The organism is Pseudoalteromonas sp. DY56-GL22 (genome assembly GCF_041414715.1).
GTDB classification, from domain to species: Bacteria; Pseudomonadota; Gammaproteobacteria; order Enterobacterales; family Alteromonadaceae; genus Pseudoalteromonas; species Pseudoalteromonas simplex.
In genome coordinates this window covers 256,936-277,103 of record NZ_JANHZR010000002.1, presented here as the reverse complement: position 1 = coordinate 277,103, position 20,168 = coordinate 256,936, and the positions used below count along the sequence as shown (strand labels likewise).

Annotated in this window: 15 protein-coding genes; 2 read left to right on the top strand and 13 right to left on the bottom strand. The window is 40.8% G+C overall.

Annotated elements, in window-relative coordinates:
- Positions 1-256: 256 nt before the first annotated feature.
- The 5 genes from gap to glk form a co-directional block, all read right to left on the bottom strand.
- A complete protein-coding gene (gap, locus tag NO991_RS05160) occupies positions 257-1,261 on the bottom strand; it encodes a type I glyceraldehyde-3-phosphate dehydrogenase (RefSeq protein ID WP_371351739.1) in 1,005 nt (334 codons plus the stop codon).
- An 18-nt stretch (positions 1,262-1,279) separates the two neighbouring features.
- Positions 1,280-1,900: a bifunctional 4-hydroxy-2-oxoglutarate aldolase/2-dehydro-3-deoxy-phosphogluconate aldolase gene (locus NO991_RS05155; RefSeq protein WP_054551439.1), complete on the bottom strand. Its 621-nt coding sequence runs from the start codon at positions 1,898-1,900 to the stop codon at positions 1,280-1,282.
- A 34-nt stretch (positions 1,901-1,934) separates the two neighbouring features.
- Positions 1,935-3,785, bottom strand: coding sequence for a phosphogluconate dehydratase (gene edd, locus NO991_RS05150; RefSeq protein WP_054561636.1), 1,851 nt, complete (start codon positions 3,783-3,785; stop codon positions 1,935-1,937).
- A gap of 431 nt (positions 3,786-4,216) precedes the next feature.
- Positions 4,217-5,230, bottom strand: coding sequence for a LacI family DNA-binding transcriptional regulator (locus NO991_RS05145; protein ID WP_054551441.1), 1,014 nt, complete (start codon positions 5,228-5,230; stop codon positions 4,217-4,219).
- Between the two features lie 22 nt (positions 5,231-5,252).
- On the bottom strand, positions 5,253-6,251 hold the full coding sequence (gene glk, locus NO991_RS05140; protein WP_371351738.1) for a glucokinase: 999 nt from the start codon (positions 6,249-6,251) through the stop codon (positions 5,253-5,255).
- Positions 6,252-6,666: 415 nt separating this feature from the next.
- Between glk and NO991_RS05135 the strand changes: the two genes are divergently transcribed.
- A complete protein-coding gene (locus NO991_RS05135; protein ID WP_138600573.1) occupies positions 6,667-7,686 on the top strand; it encodes a LacI family DNA-binding transcriptional regulator in 1,020 nt (339 codons plus the stop codon).
- 193 nt (positions 7,687-7,879) lie between these two features.
- A complete protein-coding gene (locus NO991_RS05130; RefSeq protein WP_300417625.1) occupies positions 7,880-10,066 on the top strand; it encodes an OsmC domain/YcaO domain-containing protein in 2,187 nt (728 codons plus the stop codon).
- 65 nt (positions 10,067-10,131) lie between these two features.
- On the opposite strand, the gene NO991_RS05125 is transcribed toward NO991_RS05130, so the two are convergent.
- The 8 genes from NO991_RS05125 to NO991_RS05090 all read right to left on the bottom strand — a co-directional run bounded on the left by NO991_RS05125 (position 10,132) and on the right by NO991_RS05090 (position 20,145).
- On the bottom strand, positions 10,132-11,052 hold the full coding sequence (locus NO991_RS05125) for a hypothetical protein (RefSeq protein ID WP_300362819.1): 921 nt from the start codon (positions 11,050-11,052) through the stop codon (positions 10,132-10,134).
- A 101-nt stretch (positions 11,053-11,153) separates the two neighbouring features.
- Positions 11,154-11,735, bottom strand: a complete 582-nt coding sequence (locus tag NO991_RS05120; protein WP_371351737.1) for a DUF1287 domain-containing protein — start codon at positions 11,733-11,735, stop codon at positions 11,154-11,156.
- 71 nt (positions 11,736-11,806) lie between these two features.
- Positions 11,807-12,244 (bottom strand): hypothetical protein, encoded by a 438-nt coding sequence (locus tag NO991_RS05115; protein WP_300360545.1) that lies wholly within the window; start codon positions 12,242-12,244, stop codon positions 11,807-11,809.
- Between the two features lie 95 nt (positions 12,245-12,339).
- On the bottom strand, positions 12,340-13,233 hold the full coding sequence (locus NO991_RS05110; protein WP_300360547.1) for a sialate O-acetylesterase: 894 nt from the start codon (positions 13,231-13,233) through the stop codon (positions 12,340-12,342).
- Between the two features lie 149 nt (positions 13,234-13,382).
- Positions 13,383-14,321: an alpha/beta hydrolase gene (locus NO991_RS05105; RefSeq protein WP_300360549.1), complete on the bottom strand. Its 939-nt coding sequence runs from the start codon at positions 14,319-14,321 to the stop codon at positions 13,383-13,385.
- A 60-nt stretch (positions 14,322-14,381) separates the two neighbouring features.
- The gene (locus NO991_RS05100; RefSeq protein WP_371351736.1) at positions 14,382-16,781 is read right to left on the bottom strand and encodes a glucan 1,4-alpha-glucosidase; all 2,400 of its coding nucleotides are present in this window, start codon (positions 16,779-16,781) and stop codon (positions 14,382-14,384) included.
- Between the two features lie 12 nt (positions 16,782-16,793).
- The gene (locus NO991_RS05095) at positions 16,794-18,278 is read right to left on the bottom strand and encodes an MFS transporter (RefSeq protein ID WP_138600557.1); all 1,485 of its coding nucleotides are present in this window, start codon (positions 18,276-18,278) and stop codon (positions 16,794-16,796) included.
- Positions 18,271-20,145, bottom strand: a complete 1,875-nt coding sequence (locus tag NO991_RS05090; RefSeq protein WP_371351915.1) for an alpha-amylase family glycosyl hydrolase — start codon at positions 20,143-20,145, stop codon at positions 18,271-18,273. Before NO991_RS05090 ends, NO991_RS05095 begins: the two co-directional genes overlap by 8 nt.
- Positions 20,146-20,168: the final 23 nt, after the last annotated feature.

Here is a 20,168-nt window from a genome sequence, read left to right as displayed (position 1 = left end):
GAAGCTTATAAGAAACTCTCTATTCCATTTATGAATGAAGAACAAAGAGTAGAAAATGCTCCTTTGCTTTTTATTTATGTACTTCCTTCATTTATATTTCTTTCAGTTATAGTTTTTTTCCTATATAAAAAGTTACTCAAAAATCAGAAAAATAACGCATAAAAATGAAGCTGACATTTAAGGCGTATTTTTTAAAACCAAAAAAGCCACGATAAACGTGGCTTTGTTGGATAAAGCTTAAACTTTTACTGTTCTATTATAAGAACTGACCTAGCGCTTTAACTTGGTCTAACATGCGGTTTGAGAAACCCCACTCGTTATCGTACCAAGCCATCACTTTAACAAGCTTACCATCTACTTTAGTTTGGGTAGAATCGAAGATTGAAGACGCTGGGTTGTGGTTAAAGTCGATAGAAACAAGTGGTAGTTCGTTGTATTCAAGAATACCTTGCATTGCACCTTCTGATGCTGCTTTAACTACTTCGTTGATTTCTGCTGCAGTTGTTTCGCGCTTAGCAACAAACGTTAAGTCTACTAAAGAAACGTTGATTGTTGGTACACGTACTGCCATGCCGTCAAGTTTACCCGCAAGTTCAGGAAGTACTAAACCAACTGCTTTAGCTGCACCTGTTTTCGTTGGGATCATTGACTGAGTTGCGCTACGTGCACGGTATAAGTCTGGGTGATAAACGTCAGATAAGTTTTGATCGTTTGTGTAAGCATGAATTGTTGTCATGCTACCTTGCTCGATACCGACTGTGTCGTTGATTGCTTTTGCAATCGGTGCTAAACAGTTTGTTGTACAAGATGCATTTGAAATGATGTTGCTGTCAGCGTTTAATACTTCGCTGTTAACACCGTGAACAACTGTTGCATCCATGTCAGTACCAGGTGCAGAAACAATAACTTTTTTAGCACCCGCTTCAATGTGTTTAGCCGCTGCGTCACGTGAAGTGAATAAACCTGTACATTCTAAAACGATATCGACGTTTAATGCTTTCCAAGGAAGGTTTGCAGGATCACGCTCTTGCGTAAGGGTAATTTCATCATTACCAATTAGCATGGTGTTTTCAGCAAGTGTTACTTTTTGAGAAAATTGACCGTGTACAGAGTCAAATTGAGTTAAATGCGCGTTAACATTTGCTGGTGCTAAATCGTTGATAGCAACAATTTTGATTTCCTTGTTTTGAGCTGACTCATAAAGAGCACGTAATACGTTACGACCGATACGTCCATAGCCATTAATTGCAACATTAATCATTCTAATATCTCCCGTTAATTATTTTACTTCACTTGCTTGGCGAGCAAGCGCTTCAATGGCTTGCCAGTCTTTGTTTTCAATAAGTTGTTTATCTAACATCCAAGTACCACCTACACAGATTACGTTTTTAAGTGCCAGGTAGTTAGGTGCTGTTTCAAGGCTAATGCCGCCTGTTGGGCAAAAAGTTACTTGTGGTAAAGGGCCACCAATTGATTTCAGCATTGCTGTGCCACCCGCTGCTTCTGCAGGAAAGAACTTTAAGAACTTAAAGCCATGGCTTGCTAATTTCATTACTTCACTTGGTGTTGCTGCACCTGGTAAAAATGGAATATCAGTGTCTTTAGCCAGTGCTAATAATTCGTCGTTTACACCTGGGCTAACCATGAAGTCAGCACCGGCTTCAACAGATGCATTAAATGTCGCTTTATCAACCACGGTACCTGTGCCAACGTATGCTTCTGGTACGGCTTCTTTCATTAGCTTTACAGCTTCTGCCGCAATCGGCGTACGTAAAGTAATTTCTAGTGCTTTTAAGCCACCGTTATAAAGCGCACGTGCAAGGGGTGCTGCATCTTCAAGTTTTTCGATAACAACAACCGGTACCACAGGTGCCGATGATAAAATTTTCTCAATGCTCATTGTTTGTTCCTCATAGCCCAGTAACGGCGTATTATTATTCTAAACCAAAGGCACTTGCGCCAAGGTCTGCACTACTTACTATATTTCTGAAACCTGCGAATAACTCTCGGCCTGTACCATATGTTTGGCTTGGTTGGCTAAGTTGTAATTCACGTTTTGCTAATTCTTCATCGCTTACGTGTACTTTCAATACACCCGCTGGTGCATCAAGCGTCACTAAGTCACCTTCGTGAATTTTTGCGATTACACCACCTTCAACCGCTTCTGGTGCTAAGTGGATTGCAGCAGGAACTTTACCTGATGCACCCGACATACGACCGTCTGTCACAATCGCCACTTTGTAGCCTTGGTCTTGTAGTGTTGCCATTACTGGCGTTAATTTGTGAAGCTCAGGCATGCCTTTCGCCTTCGGACCTTGCTCTTTAATTACAGCAATAAAGTCTGTATTTAACTCACCGCGGCTATATGCTTCTTGTAACTCACCTTGTGAGCTAAATACTTTAGCTGGTGCAGAAACAACTTGGTGAGATTCAGCCACTGCAGAAACTTTAATAACGGCTTTACCAAGGTTACCTGTAAGAAGCTGTAAGCCACCCTGCTTGCTAAACGGGTTATCAATCGGACGTAACACTTCTTCGTCATGTGATTTTTCAGGACACGCAACCCATTTAACTTTGCTTGGGCCTGTGCTGTTAGTCATGATCACTGATGAATCTTTATCTAGCATTGGCTCTGTGGTGTATGCCTCAAGGCCATCACCCACAATCGTTTTCACGTCGTTATGTAAGTAACCTTTGCTCAGTAGTTGCTTCATTAAGAAGCCCATACCGCCGGCGGCTTGGAAGTGGTTTACATCTGCTGAGCCGTTCGGGTAAATACGTGTAAGAAGTGGCACAACTTCTGATAAGTCAGCCATGTCTTTCCAAGTAAGGATTACACCCGCTGCTTTCGCTATTGCTACTAGGTGGATTGCGTGGTTTGTTGAGCCGCCTGTTGATAACAAGCCAACTAAACCATTAATAATTGTTTTTTCACTCACTACGTCAGCAAGGCAGTTAGCATCTTTTGTTTCGATTAACTGCTTTAACATGGTTTCGACAGCATGACCTGTTAAACCATCACGAAGTTCTGTGTAAGGGTTAATGAAAGAGCTACCTGGTAAATGTAGACCCATGATTTCCATTAACATTTGATTCGAGTTTGCGGTACCGTAGAAAGTACACGTACCGGCACTGTGATACGATGCGCTTTCTGCTTCTAAAAGCTCTTCGCGACTTACTAAGCCTTGTGCAAATTTTTGACGAACACGGGCTTTTTCTTTATTCGGGATACCCGATTGCATTGGACCAGCTGGTAAGAAATACGTTGGTAAATGACCAAATGATAAGGCACCAATTAAAAGTCCAGGGACAATCTTGTCACACACACCTAAACAGAAAACACCGTCGAACACGTCATGCGATAAAGAAACCGCTGTAGACATTGCAATCACATCACGTGAGAACAATGATAGTTCCATACCATCACGGCCTTGAGTAACACCGTCGCACATAGCAGGTACGCCGCCAGCAACTTGTGCTGTAGCATCGAACTTAGTGGCAAGGCTTTTGATGATTTCCGGATAATCTTTGTAAGGAACATGCGCTGAAAGCATGTCGTTATAAGCGTTGATGATAGCTAGGTTTGGTTGCTCGTCTGCTTTTAAGCGAGCTTTGTCATCGCTGCTACAAGCAGCCATAACGTGTGCAATATTACCACAGCCTAAACCTGCACGAACTCTTGTTTGTTTTTTTGCGTGCGCGATTCGCTCTAAATAAGCTTGGCGGGTCTCTTTACTGCGTTCGATAACGCGTTCGGTGACTTCTTGGATACGAGGATGCAACATATAAATTCGACTCATCTCTATAGTTAGAGGATAAAGGCTCAGTAACAATTACAGACTCCACGAAAATAATTGTACTGAGCAACTTTGATTTACCCGTTCAAAGGTACGCTGACAGGCTGTCTCTCACAACCAACCTGACACCGGTGTCACTGTATTAACTCATGACTGTGACACCGGTGTCAACCTTATCTGTTAAATTTAGTTTAATTTTTTTAAATGACCAAATAATGAACAATGTAATTTTAGTAGAATATGAGTAGAATTCATGTGAAGTACCACTATCAAAGGCCTATAGACAAGACAAGCTTGGAGGTTTGTTTTAATTAAAAACAGTAACTTATAGCGTTTTCATGAAATTTTTTAGTCTGAAATAAAAAAGCCCGAGAACGCGTCACTCATTCTCGGGCTACTGTGAAAAAACAAGATGAAATTTATTTAATTGCTGCTGTCGACTCACGAGTAATGAGTTTTGCTTCAAGGGTTACTTGATAAGGCGACTCTTGTGGATCACCAATATGAGTGATCAATTGCTTAACCGCTTGCTGAGTCATTTCTTCAACTGGTTGTGCAATGGTCGTTAACCCTGGCCAAATATGACGTGCAATTGGTGCGTTATCAAACCCTGCAATAGAGATATCATCAGGCACTCTTAACTGCATTTGTGTAGCAAGCTTTAATACCGCCGCTGCCATGTAATCATTTGAGGCAAATACTGCTGTCGGGCGAGGGTTTAAATCTAAAATTGTACGGGCACTATCTACACCAGAGTGATAACTGAAGTTACCTTCTTCAACTAAGCGTTCATCAAACTCAATACCATTTGACGCAAGTGCTCTTCGATAACCTTTAAAACGCTGCTCTGTGGCACTGTGATCAGGGTGACCTTTAATGAAGGCAATTTCTTTATGGCCCAGCTTAATAAGATGCTCTGTTATTTCAAAAGCCCCCTGCTCATCATTACTTCTTACCGAAATAGAGTCGTCTTCAAGTACTGCTGATGCGACGCGAGCATACGGGATCTTTTTCGACTTTAAAAAGCTTACAAGTTCAGGAAAATCTGAAAATGGCGGGGTCAATACAATACCGTCTAAACGAGAAGTTTGAATTAATTGCTCAATGTTACTAATTAATTCATCACCGCGTAATTCGCAAGGATGGATCAATAAGTTGTAGTTAAGTTCATGGCACGCCGCTAAGGCACCAGTTTGCACCCGGGTAATATAGCTTTTACTCGGATTATCGTACAAGCAACCAATAATAAAACTACGGTTTTGTGCTAAACCTCTAGCGATTGGGTTTGGCGTGTAATCGAGCTCTTTAAATACTTTAAGTACTTTTTCGCGCGTTGCATCACTCACGTTTGGCTCATTGTTAAGCACGCGAGATACTGTTTTTTTCGATACACCGGCATAGCTGGCGACACTGTTGATGGTTACTTTCTTCATCCGCTCTACATCCAACTGCTAATTACGCGTTACTTTTAACATGTATACACGCAGCAGCACCAATGAATGGAATGTTGTCTTGTGTTACAAGCGTAACAGGGATCTGTGAAGTATATTGCGACATAATGCCTTTGTCTGCAAAACGTTCAACAAATCGACTAGATAATAAACGTTGTTGCATACGAGGTAAAATACCACCACCAATAAATACGCCACCTAACGCACCAAATGTCAGGGCTAAGTCCCCTGCTACACTACCAATCCAATCACAAAATTGATTAAGTGTTGCATCACAGACTTCGCATTGACCAGTGGTTGCTAACTCGCTAATTTGTGCTGCATCTAAATTCTTCGCTTCAACGCCTTTTACCGCAGCCATAGCGCCATATAAATGAGCAATACCAGGGCCTGAGAACACAGTCTCCACAGAAACATGATTTAATTGCTGTTTAAGCTCAGTAATCAGTCTACGGTCTAAGTCTGTGACAGCTGCAAGGGTAATGTGCCCTGCTTCACAGCTAAGAACAGCACTGCCTTGTGATGTGCGAACTAAACATGCAGCACCAAAACCTGTACCAGGCCCCATAACTGCGATATTCGCATTTTCATCCGCCTGACCTGCTTTAACAGCCATATTTTGCGAATCATCTAAATAAGGTGCCGCATAAGCAAATGCTGCAAAGTCGTTGATTACTTCAAGTTGCTCAAATGAAAACTCAGCTTTTAAATCGGCAACGTTAAAGTGCCAGCCAAGGTTAGTTAAATGAACTTGACCTGCTTTAATCGGGCCAGCTACTGCTAAACATGCACGGCTTGGCTTTGGAAACGAAATTTGACTAAAGTACTGGTTAATCGCACTTTCTAAAGAGCCAAAATCTGCACTTGGAAAAGTTAAATTGTGCTCGATAACAAACTGGTTAGTTTGTGCATTAAAGTCAGTGATTAAAGCGAAACGAGCGTTAGTGCCGCCGATATCGGCAACAAGAATAGGAGCGAATTCTGTGGTTGTCTGTGTGTTCATGATGTTTTCTCTATTTGTCTAAGCTAGTTGCCGCTTATTGTTCTAGTTTTCAATGGCAAAGCCACTGTGTCTGCTAAACTTTGGGTCATTGCCTCAAAGAAGCTATCTTTTGTATTAAAAAAATGCTGCCCAAATGAATGGGCAGCCAAATACGTTTTGACAACAAAATGATAAAACAGTGACATTATGACACCGGTGTCAGATTTGGATCAATAAAAATTTTCATTATTTGTGCATGCATACGTATTTAATGAGAAAACCTGCGTATTAAGTATCGAAAAGGCATTTATAAACACATAAAAAATGCCTAACTGTGTACAGAACAGCCACACTCTCGCTGCTTGTCACAAATAGCTTGAAAAAAATATTAAATAGCCGAAAATGGCAATTACTAGTTCTGTTATTTGGTAACCATATGAAAGGTAAGGCGACATCTTTTGACATTGCACATTATGCGGGTGTGTCGCAGTCAACCGTGTCTCGCGCGCTGCGAAATAGCCCTTTGGTCAACGAAGAAACCCGTCGACGTGTTCATGAGGTAGCCAAGCAGCTCAACTACAAAGTTGATAAAAATGCCAGTAACTTAAGAACACAGCAAAGTAGCACCCTCGCCCTGTTATTATTTGAAGATCCCACTTCGGATGAATCACAAATAAACCCTTTCTTTTTGGCGATGCTAGGTAGTATAACCAGAGCCTGTGCAAAAGAAGGCTACGACTTACTGGTATCGTTTCAGTCAAGCAGCTCTGATTGGCAAGCCGATTACGAAGACAGCCATCGTGCAGATGGCTTAATACTGCTTGGTTATGGTGATTACCTTGATTATCAACCTAAATTTAAAACCCTAATAGATCAGCACACTAAATTTGTCTGTTGGGGTGCCAGTGTAGATAACCGCCCAGATTTAACTGTGAGCTGTGATAACTACGGCGGTGGTAAATTAGCGGCTGAACATTTACTCGCAACAGGAAGAACCGATTGTGCATTTATTGGTGATGCATCTGAGCATAGTCCAGAATTTTTTGCTCGCTACCAAGGCTTTAAAGATGCATTTCTAGCCAAGGGCGTGAATTTAAACGAACGTAAGATGGCAAATGCTATTTCAACAGAAGAATCAGGCTATCACGCGACTCGTTCACTCTTAGCAAATAACATTCGTTTTAACTCATTATTTGCTGCCAGTGACCTTATTGCGATTGGAGCTATTCGCGCATTGAAAGAAGCAAAAATAAAGGTTCCTGATGATGTGCACGTTGTTGGCTTTGATAATATTGCGGTTGCCAGCTTTGTAAACCCACCACTTACCACTGTTCAGCAAGACACCACCCTCGCCGGACAAATGTTGGTCGATAACCTGCTCAAACTTATTCGTGGTGAAGATGTCGAGAATACCCTTTTACCACCCCGGTTAATTATTCGCGGTTCAAGTGTTTAATTTTTAGCGATAACAGCTTTGTTATCGCTTACTCCCTCCCTAACCAGACACTTATTGCATTAAAATTAGTTTTTTTTCGATTTACCCAAGACTATTACTTCGAAAAAGCAGATAATTACACCTATTATGTTGAAAATGCTTATCTGGCTAACAATGCTTTAGATAACAACGCGCACAAAGGTGGAATTTTTTAATGGAAATTAAAGTTAATTTTCTCGACAACCTCAGACTTGAAGCCAAGTTTGATGATTTCTCTGTCATTGCAGACCAACCTATTCGCTATAAAGGTGATGGCACTGCACCAAGTCCATTCGATTACTTTTTAGCATCTTCTGCATTGTGTGCGGCTTACTTTATTAAAGTGTATTGTAATTCACGCGATATCCCGACTGACGGTATTCGTGTTGCGCAAAACAATATCGTTGACCCTGAAGACCGCTATAACCAAATTTTTCAAATTCAGGTTGAGTTACCAGAAAGCCTTTCTGAGAAAGATCGCACAGGTATTTTACGCTCTGTTGAGCGCTGTACAGTTAAACGTGTTATTCAAACTGGCCCTGAATTTAAGATCGATACTGTTGAAAGCATCGAAGCTGATGCGCAAGCAATGCTGATGGCAAAACCCGGTGATGACAGTAATACCTTTATTTTAGGTAAAGACTTACCGCTTGAAGAAACCATCGCAAATATGACGGCCATCCTTGAAGAGTTAGGGATGAAAATCGAGATTTCTTCTTGGCGTAATATTGTGCCAAATGTATGGTCACTTCATATTCGTGATGCAGCTTCGCCTATGTGTTTTACCAATGGTAAAGGTGCAACGAAAGAAAGCGCACTATGCTCAGCTTTAGGCGAATTTATTGAGCGCTTAAACTGTAACTTCTTCTATAACGATCAATTCTTAGGTGAAGACATTGCCAATAGCGCGTTTGTTCATTACCCAAATGAAAAGTGGTTTGCACTGACTGACGATGACTCTTTACCTGAGGGCATTTTAGATGACTATACCCGTGAAATTTATAATCCAGATGGTGAGCTGTGTGGCTCACACCTAATAGATACCAACTCTGGTAATAAAGAACGTGGCATTTGTTCGATTCCTTATGTTCGCCAGTCAGACGGTGAAACGGTTTATTTCCCTTCAAACCTAATTGAAAACTTATTCTTAAGTAATGGGATGAGTGCAGGTAACAATTTTGCTGAGGCAAAAGTACAATGTTTATCTGAAATTTTCGAGCGTGCCGTTAAACGTCAAATCATTGAGCAAGAAATAGTTTTACCAGACGTACCAGAGGACGTTTTAAATAAATACCCAGGTATTGTTGCGGGTATTAATGGTCTTGAAGAACAAGGTTTCCCTGTTGTAGTAAAAGACGCCTCGCTAGGTGGTCAGTTCCCTGTGATGTGCGTAACACTTATGAACCCTAAAACAGGCGGTGTATTTGCTTCTTTTGGCGCGCACCCAAGCTTTGAAGTTGCGTTAGAGCGCAGCTTAACTGAGTTATTACAAGGCAGAAGCTTTGAAGGCTTAAACGATGTACCTAAGCCAACGTTCAATAGTATGGCAGTTTCTGAACCGGAAAACTTTGTAGAGCACTTCATTGATTCAACTGGCGTCATTTCATGGCGCTTCTTCAGCGCTAAGCACGATTATGATTTTGTTGAATGGGATTTCTCAGGTAGCAATGAAGAAGAAACAGCGAGCTTATTCGGTATTTTAGAAAGCTTAGGTAAAGAAGCTTACATTGCTGAGTTCTCAGACCTTGGTACTGCATGCCGCATTTTAGTGCCTGATTACTCAGAAGTTTATCCTGTGGAAGACTTGATTTGGGACAATACCAATAAAGCACTTAACTTCCGTGAAGATATCCTGAACCTGCATCGTTTATCAGAAGATCAACTTGCTGATTTAGTTGAGCGCTTAGAAGAAAGTGAACTTGATAACTACATTGATATCATCACCTTAATCGGTATTGAGTTTGATGAAAACACAGTGTGGGGTCAGTTAACGATTCTAGAGCTGAAGCTACTTATTTACTTAGCACTTGGTGATTTAGAAGCAGCAATGGAGCTTGCTGAAGCATTCTTACAGTATAACGACAATACCATTGTTGAACGCGGCCTATTCTACCAAGCAATGCATGCAACGTTAGAAGTTGCACTCAGCGATGACCTTGAGATTGAAGATTACATTCATAGCTTCACCCGTATGTTTGGTCAAGAAACAATGGATGCCGTGGTTGGCTCAATCAACGGCGATGTAATGTTCTATGGTTTAACAGAAACCAGCATGAAGCTTGAGGGTTTAGACAGACACCTTCGTTTAATCGAAAGTTACAAAAAGCTACACGCTGCTCGCGCTAAAAAAGCAGGGCTATAACGAAGAGATATCAAAGCCGCACGTTTTCGTAACCTGCGGCTTTTCAACTTTACTTAACCCGTTACTTAACGAAAACGAACACCTGTAATGTCGTATTCAGCAATAAAGCGGCCACCATAAGAATCTACAAACATAAACTCCATCTCTATTTTATCTCGTCGACCTTTGTGCTCAAGCAATTCAACAATAAAGTGTTTATTAGAATTAAGGTCATAGGAGCGACCTTGTGTTTCTCGGGTAATATTGAACTTTGTAGGGTTACCTATGCTATCAAAATACTCAAACAGCACGTTTAAACCGCGCGCATAAATTCCCGAGTCTCGCTGTGAGGAATTAGGTCTTTGCTGTGCCAACAACCATGTTTTGTCTTTTTGATTTACAGCCTTAATAAACTCACTTATTAATTGTTGGTGCTCAACAAGAGGTGGCAGCTTTATTTCTTTTAGTGACTCTGTGAGTTTATCGCCCGCTCCCCCGGTTCTTGCTATGTAATTCTCAAAACCGGCATCTATCGACATATAATTTAAATAGTCAGCTAAGCCACCATTGTAAACCTGTTCAAATGTGCCATATTCTTCAGAAAGAACACTTTCAAGACGATTATATAAAGAAAAAGCATGCGCTGAGTCTATTTTTTTTAGTTCAGAAGTGTCTATCAATTGACCAAAAAGTAGTGCATTTAAGTCAATTATATTCGTTTTATCATCAAACGTAATGATTTCCTTGGCCCATTCTTTATCTGCTGTGGCAATTTGCAAATAGTAACGTTGAAAAGGCGCACCATGCTCATCAGTGATGGTTATTTTTTTGGTCGAAAAGTCATAAATTTTGGCATTTTTAGTAGGGCCAGTTCTAACACTTACCTTTAAGCCTTTTGACAGTTCGGTAAATTTATCTGACTTTTCGATCACAACTTCTTGAGAAGCAAAAATAGTCGTCGGAAGTAGCAACAAAATACTGGCAATGCATTTACTCACATTTTTCATATAAATCCCTTTAAGTTAAAAATCAGACCAAACCCAATAAAGGTACATAAATACCTTAAATGTATACTAAAGTGGTAACTAATTGAAGCTTAGTGTGTATGTTAGGGTTTATATCTGTAATGCCCTGTAATTTTGTAAGTGAATAGCAAATCTTCCATTTTCGGCCCCCAGCCTATGTTATGAACAATCAGAGGTCTTAATTTATCTTTCGACAGTTCATCTGTAACAATACCTATATGGGGCCTATTATTAGGTAAAATCCAAGTCACAATATCACCTGCTTGATAATCAGCTGCTGTATTACTAGTAACTTGACTTTCACCATGTCTTTCAAAAAACACTTGTAGGTTAGGTACCCTGCGATGGTCAATATTGGTATCTGGTTTGGTTAAGCCCCAAATTCGTTTTGAAGGATATAAGCTAAAGTTGTAGCGCATATCCTCATGTACAAGCGCTTGTAAATCAATTCCTAAAGCTCTGTAAGTACGAATAACCACGTCGGTACATACACCTATATTCTTAGGCACATCACCATTGGGATAGTCTATTTTTCGATAACTTCCGTTATAAACTACAAAGTGTTCAGTTCGCTCTTTGGCAGCCTCAACAAGTTTAGATTGAAAACTTTCCGCTTGAGAATTAAGAGCAAATAATAAAAGTAACATCCCGGCTGTTTTGATCATCTACAAACTCCATTTTAAATAATTATAAAAACTCGAATAGGCTGCTCTCTGCCCATTCTCTTTATTAAGTATTAATGCTGTTCAGTATTAGCGTATTCTGCTAAACGGTTTTCAACTTGTGAGCGCTCTTGCTCAGTGAGTTCGCCATAAAACTTGGGGTATGGCCAGCCATAACCCCAGCGAAAGCTGGTAGGTAAAAAAGGTGTCCCTCCCACTCTGACACCGGCAAGCATCAATACCGCAATTTCTTGTTCACCCACTTGTGCAACACACGCTTTTAAATCTATATCAGCTTGCTCACGTTGCTTAAAAGTACCGCCTTGCCAATAAGCGAGATCATGGGCAGTGCAGCAAGCTAACCATAAGTTTTTGTGTTCTATCGTTCCATCAGGAAAAGAGCTGCAACCATCTGTAGTGAAGGGTTTAAGTTCAGCTGCCTCAGCTTTAATTAAGCACACAGGTAGAGCAATGAGAATAAGTATAACAAGAATAAAATTTTGCTGATTCATGGTAAATTCCATTTTAAATTTGGCCCTATTATAAACAAAAAACCGCCGAGGTTAATTCGGCGGTTTAATTATTTAATTAGATATTTAAAAGAAACTTACTTAGCTAATGTTTCGGCTGCTTTCTCTGCAAAAAGGTTACCTAGTTTTATATAGTAATTACTTTTATAGTGCCATTTATCTTCAATGAATTCGACCGGCTCATCAAAGGCGACTAAATGAGCGTTAGCATTTGATTTAACGTACTTTTTCTGAGCATTCCATACACTCTCAATATGTGGCATCATGCGTGTTTCAGGTGTTTTACCAGAGTCTTCGATTCTGCCAAGGATGATTGGTAACTCCTTATCACCAAATGCCATTTTCATATCATTCATAAGGCTTGTTAAATTAGCTAAATAAACCTTAGATGCTTGCTCATGATAGGCATCGGCCTCGCCTTGCATCCAAATGATCCCTGCTGGGACTAAAGTATCTGCTTCACCATCACCATCTATATCATTGTTAGCTAACGCAGCTCTTACTGTATTTTGAAAGTTATCCCATTGGTTGATCTTGGTGTTGTCAGCATAGTTCTGCCCCCACGTACCAAAGCCAGATGCCCCAAGCGCAATAGATGAGCCTCCACGCGCATATTTAATAATGGCTATTTTCTTATCAGTGAGCTCAGATAAGCGTTTACCAAAACTCAATTCAGGACCAAACCTTTCAGATAAAATAATTGAATGCTCTGTCGATCTTGCCCCTGTTCCAAAACCAGGCATTAAATTAGTCCAAACACCTTTACCACCATTTAATGCATCATCAGCAACAGGGTTACCAAAAAAGAGTAAGGTATTTTCAACTGGCTTTTTATACTGTGCAGGTAAGTCTTTATTAAAGCCAAAACCTTCCATATTTGATTGGCCCCCCATAAAGTAAAGCAAATAGTCATCCGCTTTACTTTGCGTGCTTATTGCTAACAAACCACATAAGGCTAGTTTTTTTAACATTATTTTTCCTTTTACCAAAAGCCATGCCCAATAAGTATTGGGTATGTAATTAAGTTTTTACTTCATAGTTATAGCTTCGTGCTATAAATACTTTTAATACAGGCATTTAGCCTAGCAGAAGCAGTTCGATTCTTTTAATCAATTAATTATTACAGTGCTTGCGCGTTTACTCTGAACATAAACTCAAGTGGGATTTGCAATCGCTTAGCCCAATCAACTTCTGCATGCGTCGCACCTGGGAAATATTGACTCTGCCATAACGAAGCTGGATAACCGTGTTGCATAAATACATTATCAATTTGTTTTTGAAGATCAGGATACATGGAGTCTAATGTGCCATCTCCATAATCGAAGTAAACTTTTTGTGTTGTTAGTTTGCCAATATTGTCAGAAATATACTGCTTGAAAGCAGTAAATACTTGTTTGTCATAAGTAAAAATCCCTGGCCAATGCGTAGACATACAAATTGCGCCGGCAAACTCATTAGGATATTGAAGTAGTGTATACCAAGAAATAAGCCCTCCCATGCTTGATCCTGCGATATACCGATGTTCAAAACCTTTATTTACTGAATAGTTATTCTCAATAAAGGGAATGACTTCTTCAACAACAAAGCGAGCATAGTTGTCTGAATAAACCTTAGAGTAAAACAGCTTTTGCCCTGGATACCTCTCTAACTCATATAAATTTGCTTGTTTTTGCTTTGCTAAACTTTCAAATACTTTTTGCGGAAAATACTCGCTATGACGATTTTCTACCGCATTTGGAATGCCAACAACAATAAATGGCTTAACTTTACCGCTTTGAATTAACTTCGCGGCAACTTCATCAACTTGCCATTCTTGTTTATTCCATGTTGTTTTGGCATCAAACAACATTCGACCATCATGCATATATAAAACATCATACTTACGCGTGTTGTTATAACCTGGTGGTAACCAGATATTTAAAAAGCGGCTCTCAACGTACTTTGAACTAAAGTTTTCTTTAACATCAAGATGCCCTTTTGACACCTCAGGGATTATCACATTTGCAAAAGTGACACCTGTAAATAGCATCAAGGTTAAACAAATTAATTTCTTAAACATAATGTCTACTCAAATTTAAACTAAAAAGCCGCAAATGAATTGCGGCTTATTAATAAGGTATTACTTGAGGGCTTTTTCAACCACAGGGTAATGGTCCCACACATGTTTATCACTCACTGAACGGAGTAACTTAATGTATTCAGCGTGTGTCCAAGCCAGTGGTGTGGCTGAGTTTGTCCCCTCACCTAACTGATAGCCTGCTTTATTGTTGCCTACGCCATCCCAAACTTGTTCAGGTAACATCATGCCTTCATTGGCAAATGCTTCCATACCTTTTACATAGGTGTCTTTAATCGCTTGTTGCTTCATCGCATCAAGGCTATTAGTTGCGTTTGCCGCAGCGATTTCATAGTGACCACGTTCACCTGTGAAAAACGGCCATACACGACCACGTTGACCAGGGGTGTTGTTACCACCTTCGGCATAGTTGTTACCTGTCACTTCATCTTCACCGTAACCATCGTTACCATAGCGACGGTAACCAGGGAATGACCCTGAGCCATCAGCAAAATTAAAGGTGTAACGCACTTGCAGATTATCGACTAAGGTTTCGTCATCGTATTCTGGTAATGTTTTTACAATGCTTGGCGCAAGTGCATCACGAACACCATAACGTACAAGCTCTAAGAAACCACCATCAAGGATTTGCTTTTTATCAAAGCCTTCACGACCGTTATTGGCATTAAGCGTGGTTGATGAGTTTGGATCTTTGTCTTGACCAATACGAATGAAATATTCACCATCGCTATTTTCAGACTTAAGGTTACCTTGAGTCGTAAACATGGTGCTTTCAATTTCACTGTTGTAGGTTTTAGCCGTTGCTAGGTAACGCTCTGCATTTTTTGTGTCACCTGCTTTTTTAGCAATATCAGCAGCCGTGACTAAGCCTGCAACAACCGCTGCAGTTGTTGATGGAGAGAAACCATTTTGTTCTTCCCAACGCTCTTGTTGCGTTGCTGGCGGTGTAATTTGCGTGTCGTTCCAAAGAATTTTCGCAAGGCCCCCATCAACTAAGAAATCAGCTGCTGGCTTTAACATTTTGCCATACCAATCTGTGAGCTCTTGATCGCTAAGTACGCCAGCTTGATGTAACTTCCATGCTAACATAATTGGCATTGCTGTTTGGTCAAGCTGAACACCTACCCACTCAAGCTCACCATCAACGTGCGTCTTTTGTAAAAACCAACCCGTGTCACCACCATTGCCTGGCGTGTTATCTGTTACTTGTACTTTTTCTAGATATTCAAATGCTGTTTTAGCGGTACGTGTGTCACCCATGGCCATAAATGCCATCGCAACTTGATAGAAATCACGTACCCAAACCGCTTTATAACCGGTAGAGCCTGTTTTAGCCGACACTGTTTCACCCCACGGGTTAGACAATGACGCAATTAAAGCACCAGCATGGGTTTTATCTTCTTGCGCTTTCAACACCATGGCGCTGGTATAAAGCAACTTACCATTATCTGCGGTGCTGTTAGTTAATGTGCTCAAAGGTTCAAGGCTTGCTAAGTAGTCTTGCCAACCAATTGCAGCACCCTCACCGTTATATGCAGCAAGCACTTTTTGGTAGCCTTGGTTTAAACTCGCTTGACCTTCTTTTAAGCTTGCAGCTTCAGAGTTACCAAAGCTTAACGCTAAATCAAAGGTGGTGTTTTTTGATACTTCACCAAGCTCTGCAAGTAAGCTTACATTACCCGACTTATCACCAGTATTTTGGTAAGTCGTTGATAGTGATTGCGATGCTTTTAACTCTTTTAAGCCATCACTTACACCCGTAAAGCCAACGCTTGCTTGCTTAAATGGTTGAGCGGCTTGTAAAGATAAAAAGTTATCATCTTGCCACGCAACTAGACCCTTATCAGTGACTTTTGCAAAATCATGTAAACCGTTGTTATCAATGTAAGGGTTCACATTAACGTAGGCTTTCACACCTTCAAGGTCGGTATTAAATACGCTACGAACAAACAATGTTTGGCCATTTGGATCTGTAAAAATATGCTTTTCTAAAGTGAAACGACCTTGTTTATCTTTACTAACGACTTTATAAGCAAGCGATAATGGGCGACCAGCGTCGTCTTTGTATAAATAATCAATGCTCACATCGAGATCATCGTTCTCTGTAACGGTAAAGTCTTTACCGACTACAACAAACTGCATATCTTTGATTTGCGCTTGGTGAATTAAACCAAACATGGTTTCTGTGATCATGCCTTTCGCGATTGAAAACCAAACTTTTGATACTTTGCCAGTAGCAGCTGCGTCGCTGTAGTGGCCGTCTTGGTATTGCTCGTAAGAGGTACCAATACCCGTTTTACCAGAGTATGCCCAAAAAGGCTCAACACCCGGTGCACCTGGCGCTGACACCTGCTCAACTGCTGTATTAACTGATTGCTCTGAACTACAAGCTGTTAAACCTAACGCTAACAAGCTTGCTGTAATAAGATTAAATTTTTTCATTGTGTGTCCTTATTATTGTTGCTTAACGCGCAGCACAGCGACCGCTGCTAGTACGAATGACACTGCACCTAGCACTAACGCATAAATCGGTTGATTATCAAAAAAGTGACGTAAAATTAGGCCTAATACGCTTGCCGCTAACAGCTGCGGAATAACAATAAAGAAGTTAAAGATACCCATGTACACACCCATTTTTTTACTTGGTACTGAGGTACTTAACATTGCGTATGGTAAAGATAGAATTGACGCCCAAGCAAACCCTACTCCAATCATTGGCCAGATCAGTAAACTTGGATCTTTGATAATAATGAAGCTGACCAGACCCAATGCACCTAGCACTAGGTTGAGAGCGTGAGCCATTTTTAGCCCTACTTTTTTAACGATAACCGGAATACACAGTGCTGCAATGGCAGCAAAACCATTGTAAGCGGCAAATAATACACCAACCCAATCCGCACCGTTATTGTAGGCAAGAGAGCTTGTATCACTGCTGCCGTAGTGGAAGCTAGTTACTGCCGATGTGGTGTAAATCCACATTGCAAACAATGAGAACCAGCTAAAAAATTGTACCCATGCCAATTGTTTCATCGTTTCTGGCATAGTGAATACATCATTCACAACTTGATAAAAGCCACCACTGGTTGCGTTTTTAGCCTTTAAAGCACCAGCAATAAATTGAATAACACCAAAGCTAATCAAACCACCAGCGAGTAAATAAAGCTCTTTTTCAAGCGATAGACCCGTTACAATACCAAGTACTACTAGACCAAGAACCGTAAAGATTGCAGCGCCTTTGTTAAAGTTTACATCACTTTGAACATCACTCGAGTCATCGCTTTGCTCTTGTTCATGAAAGCTTTCAAGTTCTTCTGGTGAATATTCTTTCGTGGTAAATACAGTCCAAAACACAGCAACTAATAAAACTACTGCACCAAAGTAAAACGAAAATTTTACAGAATCTGGAATTTGCCCAGCAGGTGCCGTATTAGCAATATCGAACCAGTTAGTCATCATCCAAGGTAATGCAGACGCAACAACCGCACCAACACCAATGAAGAAGCTTTGCATCGCATAACCAGTTGCACGTTGTTTTTTCGGTAGGTTATCACTAACAAGGGCGCGGAATGGCTCCATAGTCACGTTAATTGACGCATCCATGATCCATAACATACCCGCCGCAATCCAAAGGCTTGGTGAGTTAGGCATGATGAATAACGATAACGTCGTTAAAATAGCCCCATAGAAAAAGAACGGACGACGACGACCTAACTTATTCCAAGTTTTATCGCTCCAGTAACCGATGATCGGTTGTACAATTAGACCTGTTAATGGTGCTGCAACCCAAAGGATTGGAATATCATCAACATTGGCACCTAAAGTTTGAAAAATACGGCTTACATTACCGTTTTGTAATGCGAAGCCAAATTGGATACCAAGGAATCCAAAACACATATTCCATATTTGCCAAAAGCTCAGCGTTGGTTTGTTATTATTCATAGTCAGCCTTTAAGGTAAATACTGCACTGCTTAAGCCATTCAGCTGTAGTTGAATTGGCGCATTCGTAGCTGCCTCAGAAATCACAATGTCGGCATGATTTTCTAGGTTATCAATTAACGTTAAGCCACTGTGATTAAGCTTAGGTAACAACGTTTGGTTAAGTGTTAGTTCAACATCTTGAGGGTTTTCTGAAAAATTACTTACGACGAGCACCAGTTGTTGACCTAGCTTTCGCGTAAAAGCAATAACTTGTTCTGAGCCTGTCAATTCAATCGCTTGCATGTCACCACCAACAATGGCAGGAAGTGTGTTTAACGACATTAACTTAGTGTAGTAAGTGCGAAGATCAGCTTGCTGCTTTGAAAGCGCACCGCCGTCGAATTTACCATTATTCATCCACGCTTGATGCGCAGGTACACCCATATAATCAAAGATACTGGTACGCGTTGGGTCACCAAAGCCACCGTCCTCAGAGCCATCTTCACCGACAGCTTGACCAAAATAAAGTAAGGTTGGCGAGCGCGACATCAATGTAGATACCACCATCGCTGGCTTACCTTTTTCACTACTACCAGCGAAATCTGGGCTAGCTATGCGTTGCTCATCATGGTTTTCTAAGAAGTGCAACATATGCTCTTCAATATCCGCCACTTGGCTTTGGATATCGAAAATAGTATCCGCTGATTGCTTGCCTTGCATCACAGCTTTAACCGTGTCGTAAAAACCGACTTTGTCGTAAAGGTAATCCATCTTACCTTGTTGGATATATGGGCGGTAAAGCGTTGGGTTATATACCTCAGCCAAAATAAAGGCATCGCTTTTTTGCATCTTGATTGATGAATTTAAAAAGCTCCAAAACTCAACAGGCACCATCTCGGCCATATCATAACGGAAACCATCAACACCTTTATCTAACCAATAAAGCGCGATATCGCGGAATTTATACCAGCTATTTGGTAGGTCTTTATCTTGCCAAAATGCGTAGTGCGCACGGTAATCTTTATCAGCGTAATCATCCGGTAGCGTCGGGAAGTCGTAGCTACCATCTGGTTTCACACCGTAATTGATTTTAACTGTTTCGTACCAATCATTGATGTCGGGTTTAGCGGCACGGGCCCCATTACCCGTCCATTTTGCTGGGGTTTCGGCAAATTGATTATCAGCAAGAGGATGCGGGTTACCACCTAACACTTGGTAGCTATCGCTTGTTGGCACTTGAAATGACTGCCCTGTTACATAATAAAAGTTATTATCGCGAGCATAGGTTTTCGTCGTGTCATCTTCAGCACCAAAATCCTTTACGCCTTCAGGCTTAGCAACCGACTCATAGTTACGCGCTACGTGGTTTGGCACAATATCAATAACCACTTTCATACCGTGCTTATGAGTGCGATTGATTAGCTCGACAAACTCTTCTAAGCGGCGCTCAGGGTTAATTGCTAAATCAGGATTAACATCGTAATAGTCTTTCACTGCATAAGGCGAGCCTGCACGGCCTTTTACAACATCAGGGTCATCTTGAGACAAACCGTATTCGGTATAGTCAGTTACTAAAGCATGACGCGGTACACCAGTGTACCAAACATGTGTTGTTCCTAGCTCTTTAATGCCTTGTAATGCTGCATCATTAAAATCAGCGAATTTACCTACCCCATTTTCTTCTAATGTGCCCCACGGTTTATTGGTGGTGTTAGTGTTACCAAATAATCGAGTGAATACTTGGTAAACCACAGGCTTAGAGATAGCTGCTTGGCTAGATTCTGATTGCTGCTGTTGCGTGTTCTGCTGTACTGGCGCATCGTTACCACAGGCAGTTAAACCTAAAACCGAAGCCACTACTAACGCAGTTAGTTTGTATGTTGTCATCATTACTTCATTTTTCTGTAAAT

What these genes read in the sequence shown, in the direction of transcription:
- gap (WP_371351739.1), bottom strand. Translation starts at nt 1,261, where the DNA reads ATGATTAATGTTGCAATTAATGGCTATGGACGTATCGGTCGTAACGTA.
- NO991_RS05155 (WP_054551439.1), bottom strand. Translation starts at nt 1,900, where the DNA reads ATGAGCATTGAGAAAATTTTATCATCGGCACCTGTGGTACCGGTTGTT.
- edd (WP_054561636.1), bottom strand. Translation starts at nt 3,785, where the DNA reads ATGTTGCATCCTCGTATCCAAGAAGTCACCGAACGCGTTATCGAACGC.
- NO991_RS05145 (WP_054551441.1), bottom strand. Translation starts at nt 5,230, where the DNA reads ATGAAGAAAGTAACCATCAACAGTGTCGCCAGCTATGCCGGTGTATCG.
- glk (WP_371351738.1), bottom strand. Translation starts at nt 6,251, where the DNA reads ATGAACACACAGACAACCACAGAATTCGCTCCTATTCTTGTTGCCGAT.
- NO991_RS05135 (WP_138600573.1), top strand. Translation starts at nt 6,667, where the DNA reads ATGAAAGGTAAGGCGACATCTTTTGACATTGCACATTATGCGGGTGTG.
- NO991_RS05130 (WP_300417625.1), top strand. Translation starts at nt 7,880, where the DNA reads ATGGAAATTAAAGTTAATTTTCTCGACAACCTCAGACTTGAAGCCAAG.
- NO991_RS05125 (WP_300362819.1), bottom strand. Translation starts at nt 11,052, where the DNA reads ATGAAAAATGTGAGTAAATGCATTGCCAGTATTTTGTTGCTACTTCCG.
- NO991_RS05120 (WP_371351737.1), bottom strand. Translation starts at nt 11,735, where the DNA reads ATGATCAAAACAGCCGGGATGTTACTTTTATTATTTGCTCTTAATTCT.
- NO991_RS05115 (WP_300360545.1), bottom strand. Translation starts at nt 12,244, where the DNA reads ATGAATCAGCAAAATTTTATTCTTGTTATACTTATTCTCATTGCTCTA.
- NO991_RS05110 (WP_300360547.1), bottom strand. Translation starts at nt 13,233, where the DNA reads ATGTTAAAAAAACTAGCCTTATGTGGTTTGTTAGCAATAAGCACGCAA.
- NO991_RS05105 (WP_300360549.1), bottom strand. Translation starts at nt 14,321, where the DNA reads ATGTTTAAGAAATTAATTTGTTTAACCTTGATGCTATTTACAGGTGTC.
- NO991_RS05100 (WP_371351736.1), bottom strand. Translation starts at nt 16,781, where the DNA reads ATGAAAAAATTTAATCTTATTACAGCAAGCTTGTTAGCGTTAGGTTTA.
- NO991_RS05095 (WP_138600557.1), bottom strand. Translation starts at nt 18,278, where the DNA reads ATGAATAATAACAAACCAACGCTGAGCTTTTGGCAAATATGGAATATG.
- NO991_RS05090 (WP_371351915.1), bottom strand. Translation starts at nt 20,145, where the DNA reads ATGACAACATACAAACTAACTGCGTTAGTAGTGGCTTCGGTTTTAGGT.